The 11,719-nt window shown below is 44.1% G+C and carries 9 protein-coding genes and 1 tRNA gene; 8 read left to right on the top strand and 2 right to left on the bottom strand.

Translation table 11 applies throughout. The features are described 5' to 3' along the window. Positions 1 to 216: 216 nt before the first annotated feature. On the top strand, positions 217 to 2,532 hold the full coding sequence (locus tag MHI51_RS10445; RefSeq protein WP_341001978.1) for an endo-1,4-beta-xylanase: 2,316 nt from the start codon (positions 217 to 219) through the stop codon (positions 2,530 to 2,532). A gap of 339 nt (positions 2,533 to 2,871) precedes the next feature. Here the strand turns inward: MHI51_RS10445 and MHI51_RS10450 are convergent, their stop codons facing one another. After that, positions 2,872 to 4,587 carry an ABC transporter ATP-binding protein gene (locus MHI51_RS10450; RefSeq protein ID WP_076125049.1) on the bottom strand — a complete coding sequence of 572 codons (1,716 nt, stop codon included), beginning with the start codon at positions 4,585 to 4,587 and terminating at the stop codon, positions 2,872 to 2,874. Positions 4,588 to 4,873: 286 nt separating this feature from the next. On the opposite strand from MHI51_RS10450, the gene MHI51_RS10455 reads away from it, so the two are divergent. Further along, entirely contained in the window at positions 4,874 to 6,052 is a 1,179-nt protein-coding gene (locus MHI51_RS10455) for an MFS transporter (RefSeq protein WP_248549329.1), read from the top strand. 91 nt (positions 6,053 to 6,143) lie between these two features. On the opposite strand, the gene MHI51_RS10460 is transcribed toward MHI51_RS10455, so the two are convergent. After that, the gene (locus MHI51_RS10460) at positions 6,144 to 6,905 is read right to left on the bottom strand and encodes a methyltransferase domain-containing protein (protein ID WP_076276366.1); all 762 of its coding nucleotides are present in this window, start codon (positions 6,903 to 6,905) and stop codon (positions 6,144 to 6,146) included. A gap of 237 nt (positions 6,906 to 7,142) precedes the next feature. On the opposite strand from MHI51_RS10460, the gene MHI51_RS10465 reads away from it, so the two are divergent. The 6 genes from MHI51_RS10465 to MHI51_RS10490 all read left to right on the top strand — a co-directional run bounded on the left by MHI51_RS10465 (position 7,143) and on the right by MHI51_RS10490 (position 11,602). Continuing rightward, positions 7,143 to 7,226 (top strand) — tRNA-Leu (locus MHI51_RS10465). Between the two features lie 173 nt (positions 7,227 to 7,399). Then, positions 7,400 to 7,840 (top strand): OsmC family protein, encoded by a 441-nt coding sequence (locus MHI51_RS10470; protein ID WP_076125055.1) that lies wholly within the window; start codon positions 7,400 to 7,402, stop codon positions 7,838 to 7,840. A gap of 57 nt (positions 7,841 to 7,897) precedes the next feature. Continuing rightward, positions 7,898 to 9,586: a dihydrolipoyl dehydrogenase gene (lpdA, locus tag MHI51_RS10475; RefSeq protein WP_405173847.1), complete on the top strand. Its 1,689-nt coding sequence runs from the start codon at positions 7,898 to 7,900 to the stop codon at positions 9,584 to 9,586. 167 nt (positions 9,587 to 9,753) lie between these two features. Next, on the top strand, positions 9,754 to 10,188 hold the full coding sequence (locus MHI51_RS10480; RefSeq protein WP_076133667.1) for a MarR family winged helix-turn-helix transcriptional regulator: 435 nt from the start codon (positions 9,754 to 9,756) through the stop codon (positions 10,186 to 10,188). A 530-nt stretch (positions 10,189 to 10,718) separates the two neighbouring features. Continuing rightward, on the top strand, positions 10,719 to 11,048 hold the full coding sequence (locus tag MHI51_RS10485) for a PadR family transcriptional regulator (RefSeq protein WP_076219886.1): 330 nt from the start codon (positions 10,719 to 10,721) through the stop codon (positions 11,046 to 11,048). Continuing rightward, positions 11,045 to 11,602: a DUF2812 domain-containing protein gene (locus MHI51_RS10490; protein ID WP_076276364.1), complete on the top strand. Its 558-nt coding sequence runs from the start codon at positions 11,045 to 11,047 to the stop codon at positions 11,600 to 11,602. Before MHI51_RS10485 ends, MHI51_RS10490 begins: the two co-directional genes overlap by 4 nt. Positions 11,603 to 11,719 lie beyond the last annotated feature (117 nt).

The raw sequence follows: 11,719 nt of genomic DNA on the forward strand, positions 1-11,719 counted from the left end.
GAAAATAATTTATTTTCATTCCATAAATGGAAACAAATGTGATATTATGGCGATATAGAACCCATACTTCACGGATGACCTGCCTAGCTTGGTTCCTCCTGAGGATAGGCTCTGATTTTTTTTATGAGAAAGGTGGTGTGGCCCGAGCGGTATCGGGGAACAGGAAGAAACGAAGCCATAAGGTTCGAACCTAATTCAGAAGGGAGAATCGAAGCGATGAAAAAAAGAACTTTTTTGAAAGCGCTTAATTTTGTTTTGGTTTTATGTTTGCTTGTACCTGTGTATTGGGCTGCACCCGCACATGCGGAGAACACGCTTATTCAGCAAAGCGATTTTGAAGATGGCACTGTTCAGGGCTGGAGTGGACGTGGGGAAGTTGAGGTGCTTACAGCCAAAACAGATGCGGCACGCAGCGGCACATATGGCCTGGAGGTAAGCGGCCGAACAAAAACGTGGCATGGACCTTCACTGGATGTGACTAGCCAGCTGGAAGTGGGACAAACTTATGTGTTTATTGGATGGGTGAAGCTGCCTGCCGGATCATCTAACGCGAATATCTATATGTCATTGCAGCGGACATTACCTTCTACCATTCATTATGACAATTTGACCTTTGGTGCAGTGACAGCGAACGGTTGGGTGAAGCTGCAGGCGCAGTACAAGCTATTGGAGCCGGCAGATCAGCTTTCTATTTATTTTGAAGTGCCGGGTAGCGCGACAACTTCTTTTTATTTGGATGATTTTCGATTGGAAAAGCTACCGGATCTCGGTCCAATTGTCATCGAAGATGCGATTCCTTCGCTAAAGGATGTGTTTGCAAACAAATTTCTGATCGGCTCGGCGTTTACGAATAGTGAGCTGCTGACAGCTCCGGATCGGCAATTGTTAGCCAAGCATTTTGATAGTGTAACGCCAGGAAATGTTCTGAAATGGGACAGCACGGAGCCGCAGGAAGGTGTGTTTAATTTCGCTGAAGCTGATACGGCAGTAGCTTTTGCCACCGCAAATGGACAGCAGGTACGTGGGCATACCCTGGTTTGGCATTCGCAGACACCGGATTGGGTATTCCGTGACGCCAGTGGTAATTTGGTCTCCAAAACGGTGTTATATGAACGGATGAAGAGTCATATTAAGACTGTTATGGAACGTTATAAAGGTGAAATCTATGCTTGGGATGTCGTTAATGAAGTGATTGATACTTCGCAATCGGATGGCATGCGCCGCAGCCTGTGGTACCAGATCGCGGGTGAAGAGTATATTGAGAAGGCATTCCAGTTCGCTCATGAAGCTGATCCTAACGCAAAACTGTTCATTAATGACTACAATACGCATGAGCCAGCCAAAAGCCAAGCACTATACAATCTAATCGTACGACTTCAGGCTAAAGGGGTTCCTATTGACGGAGTAGGGCATCAAACACATATCAGCTTGTATTATCCTTCGCTCTCTGAAATCGAGAATTCGATTATCAAATTCAAGGCTTTAGGGCTGGAAACTCATATTACTGAGCTGGATATTAGTGTGTATTCTGATAATTCTCAAGCTTATGAGACCTTCCCTGATAATTTGAAGCAGCGCCAAGCGGCTTTATACAAATCATTATTTGAAATCTTCCTGCGGCACACGGATACGGTCACGAATGTCACTCTCTGGGGGAAGGATGACAGTAATACTTGGCTGCGTACCTATCCGGTAGCCCGTAACAATTGGCCTTTATTGTTCGATGAGCGCCTTCAGTCCAAGCCAGCTTATTGGTCTGTATTGGAGACAGTGGCAGCTCCCGTAGTTCCAGCAGCTCCTGCTAACTTGAATGCAGCTGCAGGCAATGGGCTCGTGAATCTTAGCTGGAGCACCTCGGCGGGCGCGACTTCCTATACGGTGAAACGGTCACTTACGAGTGGTGGCCCTTATACCACTCTGACTACGGCTACCGGGACGAGCTATAGCGATGCGGCGGTTAGCAACGGAACGACTTATTATTATGTTGTGAATGCTGTCAATAGTGCGGGTACGAGCAGCAATTCTGTACAAGCGATGGCTACACCGCAAGGATCGGGGCCTGTCGAACCGGTCACCGGGCTTGCAGTGGCGTATCGGACAGCGGATACTAACCCAAATGACAACCAGATGAAGCCCTATTTTAATATTAAAAATAACGGCACAACTGCAGTCGATCTTAGCGAGCTGAGCATCCGTTACTGGTATACGATCGATGGAGACAAGCCGCAATCCTTTTTCTGTGATTATGCCCAGATCGGCAACAGCAAGGTAGCAGGCAGCTTTGTAAAGCTGGACACGCCCCGAACGGGAGCAGATTACTATTTGGAAGTGAAATTCAACGCAGGTGCGGGCATGCTTGTCGCTGGAGGAACTTCCGGGGATATTCAGACCCGGATACACAAGACAGATTGGAGCAATTTTAACGAGGCCAATGATTATTCTTTTAATTCACTTCAGACCGCTTATGCGGATTGGAACAAGGTGACCCTTTATCGGAACGGAGTGCTGGTATGGGGAACAGAGCCGCAATAGCGAAAGTAGGAGAACTGAGCTTTAATTGTGCCGTTTTTAATTTTTAGGGAAAACCTCCCTGAAAATAGCTAATTTTTGCTGGTTACTTAGCTTTTCAGGGAAATCCTCCCTAAATATCGCCTGAATTCCACTATTATGAGCAAATTGGGGTGAATTTGCGGGAGGTTTTCCCTGATTGCAAGGATTAGAGCAATAAACCAAAGAAAATCAGGGAGGAATTCCTTAATCAAGCATCACGTTTGCTGCAAATAGAGGAGTTACGCGAAAAAGCAAGCCTAGTCGCCAAAAACATGGTGACTAGGCTTGCTTCATTTTTGCCCAGCTGCGGCAAAATACTTTTTAAAAGTTATATTGCGCCTGATGCAGACGGCTATAAATTCCACCAGCATGGACTAGTTCTTCATGTCTGCCTTGTTCAGCGATTCCTTCTTCATTCACGACCATAATCCGGTCGGCATTTTTGATCGTCGTCAAACGGTGAGCGATGACGAGTGTGGTTCTGCCTACGGACAGATCAGCCAGGGATTGCTGAATTGCGGCTTCGGTCTCTGTGTCCAGCGCGGAAGTAGCTTCATCCAGAATCAGAATCGGCGGATTCTTGAGGAACATGCGAGCGATAGCCAGGCGCTGCTTTTGTCCACCGGACAGCTTCACACCGCGCTCCCCGATGACTGTCTCCATTCCATCTGGCAGATTCTGAATGAGCTCCTCCAGATGAGCACGTCGCGCAGCTTCCCAGATTTCAGGCAGCTTTGCATCCAGTTTCCCATAGGCGATATTCTCGCGAATTGTCCCGGAGAACAGGAAAACATCCTGCTGCACGATCCCGATTTGTTTGCGCAGCGATTCCAGCTTCATGTCACGGATATCGATGCCATCAATCGTGATGGCCCCGGCTGTGACATCATAGAAGCGCGGAAGCAGGCTGCAGATTGTTGTTTTGCCTGCGCCGGACGGCCCAACAAAGGCAATGGTTTCGCCAGCCTTTACGTTAAGGCTTATATTTTGCAGAACCGGACGATTCTCTTCGTATCCAAAAGATACATCCTGGAATGTAATATCACCGCGCAAAGCGTTGATCTCCACGGCATCCGGTTTGTCACTGATGTCAGGTTCCGTGTCAATGATCTCCAGATAACGTCTGAAGCCGGCAATTCCTTTAGGATAACTTTCGATCACGGCATTGATTTTCTCGATAGGGCGGAAGAAGATATTCGACAACAAGATAAACGCCACAAATTCACCGATTTGCAGCTCGCCATTGATAAAGAACCATGCGCCGCAGATCATCACCAGGATAGTAATGAGGCGGGTCATCATATAGCTGACGGACAAGCTTCTAGCCATGATTTTATAAGCCATAAGTTTTGTTTTGCGGAACATTTGATTATCTACTGCGAATAGCTCTTGTTCATGCTGCTCATTGGCAAAAGATTGCACGACCCGAATCCCGCCGACATTATCTTCGATACGGGCATTGAAACTGCCTACATTTCCAAATAGCTGGCGATAAGTTGAAGTCATATTGCGGCCGAAGTAGATGATTACCCAAGCCATAATTGGAACGATAATAAAAGTAATAATCGCCAGCTTCAGATTAATATCAGCCATTAGGAGAAAGGCTCCGACAAGGGTCATGATTGCAATAAATACATCCTCAGGACCGTGATGCGCCACTTCGCCGATATCATTTAAGTCATTGGTGATTCTTCCGATTAGATGGCCTGTTTTATTATTATCAAAGAATCGGAACGAGAGTTTCTGAATATGGTCAAACATTTTTTTGCGCATATCAGTTTCGATATTTATGCCCAGCATATGACCCCAGTAGGTGACAATATACTGCATCACCGTATTTAAGGCGTAAATCGCCAGCAGCGCAACACAAGCGATAAGAATAAGCGGCCAATCTTGACCAGGAAGCAAATCATCAATAAATTTATTGACGGCTACCGGAAAAGCCAGTTCTAGCAGTCCCGCAAAAACAGCGCAGGAGAAATCCAATATAAATAGTTTTCTATACGGACGATAGTAGGAAAAAAACCTTCGAAGCATTCTGTTCACTCTTTTCTGTGGTTTAAATATGAGTTCAAATGAAATTGATTCTCAACTACCCGATGATATGGATACTAAAGATGGTCAGCGGTTTTGTCAATAATTCGGGTATAAAATTACTTAAGGGTTGTAACTTCTAATAGAATAGTAGATGATGGTTCATAGTGTTTAAAATATTTCAAATCCTTGACAAGCTCTGTGCTTGGCGGGGTTATTTGTTTGTAATTTAGGAGGATACACGATGAAAGCTTCACAAAGCGAAGGACACATTCAGAATAATAGCTTAATGGACAGCAAATATGATCGCTGGCTGCTTGTGCTGGGAATTATTTTTATCGCTGCAGCGCTGCGGGCTCCATTTACTTCTGTGGGTCCATTAATACAATTGATTCAGGATGACCTCGGCTTATCCAATACTCTAGCAGGAGCTATTACTACTTTACCATTATTGGCTTTTGCCATCTTGTCCCCGTTTGCTCCAAAGCTGGCCCGCCGTTTTGGTTTAGCTAATGTGTTATTAGTTGCCATGGTCATGCTGGCTATGGGAATTCTAATTCGCTCGGGATCTGGAGCAGGTCTGTTGTTCACAGGTACTGCTATACTTGGATTATCCATTGCCGTGTGTAATGTACTGCTTCCAGGTCTTATTAAAGGGAAGTTTCCTCACAAAATCGGGCTAATGACAGGTATCTACACAGTTTCTATGAATTTATGCGCAGCTATTGCCTCAGGTATTAGTGTACCGCTGGCAACGAATGCTGGATTCGGTTGGAGAGGGACCTTGGCCATCTGGTTTATGATCGCAGCTCTAGCAACAGTGTTCTGGATTCCGCAAATGCGTAAGCTTAATCAAGGAACCGGCTCTAAGAGTGCAGCCTCTAGCAAAAATATGTGGCGTTCATCTCTTGCTTGGAAAGTCACGATCTTTATGGGTTTACAGTCACTGCTTTATTACGTCTTTATTGCCTGGTTTTCGGTTCTCCTCGGTGAACGGGGAATGTCGTCGAGTAATGCGGGTTGGTTTCTCTCGCTCATGCAATTGGCACAGCTACCCTTTACTTTCTTCGTACCGCTGTGGGCAGGCCGGATGAAGAACCAACGTATTCTAGTTATAATCACTGCTGTTCTTTATTTCATCGCATTAGGTGGCATCTGGCAAGGCAGCGGCGCTTTAATGGCTGTCTGGGCGGTATGCTTTGGTATTGCCGGAGGATTTGCCTTCGGTCTTGCGATGATGTTCTTCAGTCTAAGAACAAGAAGCACGCAAGAAGCGGCGGAGCTGTCAGGAATGGCCCAATCTGTGGGTTATGTACTGGCAGCAATGGGACCGGCATTATTCGGCTGGCTGCATGATGTAACGAACAGCTGGACGGTGCCATTGATTTTACTGCTGGGTGCAAGTGTGCTGTTGATGGTTGTGGGACTTGGCGCTGGCAGTGATCGGTACGTTGGAGATAGAAAATAGGATCCCGTGTAAAAAGAGTGTGCTAGCGCGTGTTAAGCGCCAGTGCACTCTTTTTTTGACTATTGAACATGAGAAGTATTTCTTATCTATTCTAGCTTCGTTTGTAAGCAACAATCCGGATTCTGCGATAATCCATTACCCAGCGGCCGTCCTGATATAGCTTGGATTTCAATTTCTGTTCCATAGAAGAGAGAACTTCTGCGCGTTCGGTGGGTGTGAGCACACTTAAGATTCCATCGGCAAAAGTATTCAGCCACCGCTGAAATCCTTGCTCCAAGCCTTCCAGTGGTGTTGGCCGGTCAAAACAAAGGGCGAGGTCCACGGTCAGTCCGTGCTTCTCTAGTAGAGTTGCATACTCGCCAACACTTGGGAAGTACCAGGGCAAATGCAGCTTATGACTACAGCCAATGGCTGCAAAAGCTTGTGGAAGGCCAGCGACGATGGAAGCAATATTGCCCAGTCCACCGAACTCGGCCACGAAACGGCCGCCTACCCGCAGGCTGGCAACAATGGACGCCGCCGCTCCGTTTGCGTCTGTTAGCCAGTGAAGGGCAGCGTTGCTGAACACAGCATCGACTGGCTGTTCTGCGACATAAGTTTGCCCATCAGCTAAGACAAAGCTTAGATGGGGATGTTTGTCACGGGCTGTCTGAATCATTTCGGCAGAGGCATCAATACCTGTCACAGTGGCACCCCTAGCAGCAATGGCTGCCGCCAAATCCCCGGTTCCACAGCCCCAATCGATAATCTGTTCGCCTGGCTGTGGGTGAAGCAGCTCAATCAATGATTCTCCAAACTGAGACACAAAGGCCATATCAGTATCATAGGTTTGGGTATTCCACTGCTGGTTCATAAGTATTCATCCTTTCTATTGATCGATTATTCCGACATCTCCGTCATAGCGCCTTACTTTATCTATGTTGTACCATAGGAGGCTTTATAATAGAAATATATAAACTGAATAATATTGATTGGTTGTGCCTATGAGTTTATATGAAGCCTATTTCAAAAACACAAAAACCTTGCGTTTTAAGTGCAGAGGGAGTATAGTATTATGTACAGGCGGTTTTGGTCGCCAGTTACATAATATGCGGTCATGGCGGAATTGGCAGACGCGCTGGCTTCAGGTGCCAGTGGTAGCAATATCGTGGAGGTTCGAGTCCTCTTGACCGCATCCTATCAACAAAAACAGGTTTCTGATTTACCTATTCAGGTAGATTGGAAACCTGTTTTTTTTATTGAATCAGGTTCGAGTTCTTCTTCGAAAAAATACTTACTTAGCTAAGTATTGATATTCACCGATTACTATGTTATTATTTTCACAATCTTAAGGAGGAGGTAATACATATGTTAACTACTTTTAAAGCGACAGCTAAAAAACTGCCTAATGGAATGCAAGTTGAAACCAATTCTAGAGGTTTTAAGATTATTATGGACGAACCAGAGGATTTGGGGGGGACCGATGTTGGTTTGAATCCCGTCGAGGCGTTATTGTGTGCCTTTGGTGCATGTCAGTCCATTGTCGCTAGTGCCTTTGCAGACGCTAACGATTTTAGCTTCGAAGAATTTTATGTTGAACTTGAAGGAGACTTAGATCCGGATGGTTTCATGGGTCTTGCAGATGTGAGAAATGGTTTCCAAGAAATTCGTTTTGTTATGCATTTTAAAACCAACGAAAGCCAAGAAAAGGCAGATGCTTTTGCTGACTTTATCGAGAAGACATGTCCTGTTGGAGATTGTCTTGCTAACGGTGTGAAGCTGGTAAAAGCAGGCGTAGTCATTCACTAATACATTCGCTTGAGGGGGCTCTTTATGAGTCCCCTCAAGGATATGAGGAGCATAACGATGGAAATAAAAATGTCTATGATTCCAGGTGGTAAAAAGGGGAAAGCAGGCAAGATAAATGTAAATATCGGAGACAAGATATCTGCAGGAGATACCTTGGTACAGATTGAAACTGGAAAAGGCAACAGATCGATTGAAGCGGCAGAAGAGGGTATTATTATCAATATATTATTTGAAGAGGGGAGCGAGATTGCCTCAAATCAAGTCTTATTTGAAGTAAATCCGATCCAGGTGGAGGCTCCGGTCCAATCATCTGTCCCACAACCTGCAGTCGCCGTGCAACAAACTCATGCTATAAACCCTGACTTGCTTATCATTGGAGCAGGACCAGGAGGTTACGTTGCCGCTATTTATGCAGCAAAAAAAGGACTTCAGGTAGCGGTGATTGAGAAAGAAGAATTAGGAGGTACCTGCTTAAATGTTGGCTGTATCCCTACAAAATCTTTAGTCAAATCATCTGAAATCTGTCATGAAATAAAAAACTCCTCTTTGTTTGGTATAACAACAGGATCTGATCTTCAAGTGGATATGAAGCAGGTTATTCGTCGTAAAAATGAAGTCAAAGAGAAATTGGTCTCCGGCGTTGGTTATTTAATGGAAAAAAACGGTGTTCAGGTTGTTCGCGGCCACGCTTCGTTCCTATCGGCGCATGAAGTGAAGGTAACCGGCGAAAATAGTTACCGTATTTCAGCAAAAAATATCATTGTGGCAACAGGCTCGAGGATTTCCAAGGTGAATATCCCAGGAATTGATCTGCCATTTGTAATGAACAGTACTGAAGCGCTCGCCTGCGAAGAGTTACCAAAGGTAATAACTATCATCGGTGGCGGGGTTATCGGCATGGAATTCGCCTTCATTTACCGTAACCTAGGAGTTGAAGTTCATGTTGTAGAATTTATGGACCGTCTGCTAACGATGCTGGACAGTGATATTTCGGTAGAAATTATGTGTTTAGCTCAGCGGGCTGGGATTCATATTCATACCAACTCCAAAGTTTCCAAAATCCAACGTGCGGATGATGGTCAGGCGATTGTAACCTATGAGAATAGTGAGGGTGAGCATCTGCTAGTTAGTGAAAAAGTATTGGTCGCTATTGGACGCGAGCCTAACCTAGAGGGTCTGGATATCGAAAAAGCAGGTATTCAACTAAATGAACGTGGTAAAGGTATTGCCGTTGATAAACAAATGCGTACGAATGTAGAAAATGTGTATGCGATTGGCGATGTAACTAACATTATTCAGCTTGCTCATGTTGCTTCACATCAGGGCATTACGGCTGTAAACACCTTACTCGGTGAATCCCAAGATATGCATTATTCCGCGGTACCGAATGTAATTTTCACCTCTCCAGAGATTGCCAGCGTCGGGCTGTTGGAAGATGAATGTAAGGAGAATGGGCTGGACTATCGTGTGAGTAAGGTATCTTTTGCAAGTAACGGAAAAGCATTGACAATGAATGAACCGGAAGGTTTTATCAAATTAATCAAAGATAATGGCTCCGGACAGATTGTGGGAGGGTCTATCATTGGTCCCGATGCGTCTTCTCTGATTAGTAGTCTTACACTTGCGATTGCCAATGGGCTTACGGAACAACAGATTACACAGACAATCTTTGCCCATCCAACTACTGGGGAAGTAATTCATGAAGCTGCATTCGGTTTAGGAATTGGGGCGTTGCATCAAGGATAAGTTGTTCTATGTATCTCAGGAGACGGATCCCCTACTGCAGCCTAAATAAATGAACTATGTGATCACTTGAAAAGTATGTTCAGCTTCCTTAATATATTTTGCTATAATAAATTAGAAAAGAGTTGATTATTTTAAGATAAAACAGTTGGGATTGGTTGGTGTAAACAGTGTTTAATTTAGATGACTGTATGGCCTTTATTGCAAACCGTAGTGCAAAAATATTCGCGGAAGCCTTGGAAAAGGAATTTCGGCCGTATAATATGACCCGGAGCCAATGGATTGCGATGTATTACATCTATACCAGTGAATCCATAACCCAGAGAGAATTAGCAGATAAAATGTCTATAAAAGAGCCCAGCGTAGTAAGGCTGCTTCAAAAATTGGAATCTGAGGGTTTCTTGCATCGCTCTGGCACCCATGCGGATAAGCGAGTCAAGCAGTTGGAATTGTCAGATAAGGGAGTACAGATCTATCTCGATTTACTGCCAGTTGCCGAAAAGTTTAAAGATGATACGATCACCAATATTTCTGAACAGGATCTTCAAACGTTTAAAAATGTACTAGGTGTCATGGTTGAAAATGCCTCAAAAGAGAGACCATAAAAACTATGCAGAACAAAATAAAGAATAGGTCAGGTTGGGTATGTTCTTTTTTTACATATCTTATCTGGCCTATTTTTTTGTATAGACTTTTGTAGTTTTAGAATCTGTGCGAACAGTGTCTGCTAACGGACCGTATGGCCGCTATTATTGATTTTTGGCACATTTTACAGAGGTTTCGGACTGCATAGCGCTTATTGCTAAGGAATCGTGTGAAAAGCGAGTGTTTGGAGACGAATAGCTGCATCTGAGTCCGAACGTAAGCTGAAACACGCTATTTTTCGGAAATAGCGGCATCTCAGTCCGATACTTCATAATGAGAAAGGAATAGGTGCCACGGTGGGAGTATCTAGCTGCTGAGTAGCCCCCCAACAAATCCGTCCTAGCTAAGTGCTAGGCGTTTTTTTGTTGCGCTCATAATCGCTGCGATGAAAAAAATGGGTGTTTTTGTATTGACAATTATATCGGCTTCCGTAATAATGGTATTACGGAAGCCGATATATCGACAACAGTAATAGAATGGGGATGAAATGATGCCTGAAAGCACAGAAAGAGGCGCATTAACTGAAGCTGTATTTTATATCTTATTGTCTCTATATACAGCAATGCACGGATACGCAATTATGCAGAATGTGAAGGACTTAAGTAACGGTCGGGTTGATCTGGGCGCGGGCACTTTATACGGAGCACTTAACACTTTACTGGAAAAAGGCTGGATAAAAGCAGTGGAAGGGGAGCAAGGTTCTCGTAGAAAAGAATACGAAATTACCGGCTTAGGAAAGACAGTGATTCAGGGAGAGATCATCCGTCTGGAAGAATTGATAGCCAATGGTAAGAGAATAGCTGGAGGTGAGTCCAAATGAAACATGTGGTTCGCAAGCTGATTTGGGATTATGAGAAGGAAGAAAAGTGGCTTAATGAAATGTCTGCGAAGGGGATGGCTCTATCAGAATTATCTTGGTGCAAATATGTGTTTACAGAGACCCCCAATAATGAGTACACGTATAGAATTGAGCTTTTAGATAACTTGCCGGATCATCCGGATAGCATCAAATATATCAAGTTTTTAGAGGAAAACGGTATAGATTGTGTAAGTACTTACATGCGCTGGGTTTACCTTAGAAAGAAGTCAGTGGAAGGTCCGTTTGATATTTACACAGATCTGGAATCCAGAATAAAACACTATAAGCGAATCAACAGGTTATGGAAATCTGTAATGTGGTTAGAGTTGATTTTAGGCCTATTTAATGTGATGATTGGTGTAATAAATTATTCTTTTTCATCACAGAATCTCAGTATGGTAAACGTAATAATGGGCGGTATGTTGATTTTTTTAGGTCTTGTTTTTTTAATTATTGGTGCACCTATCCGTAAGAAAATTAAGAAGCTTCAGCTGGAAAATTTGATAATAGAATAGGACTTTAGAGTTGTAACATGCACACACGGCAAGTTTCCTTTTCAGAGGGAGACTTGCTGTTTATTTTTTGCGGAGTTTTACTGCGAAATTTACCAGTCTATCATTTAGGACTCAACT

Origin of the sequence: Paenibacillus sp. FSL H8-0260 (assembly GCF_045040625.1) — a bacterium.
Lineage (GTDB): Bacteria > Bacillota > Bacilli > Paenibacillales > Paenibacillaceae > Paenibacillus_AQ > Paenibacillus_AQ odorifer.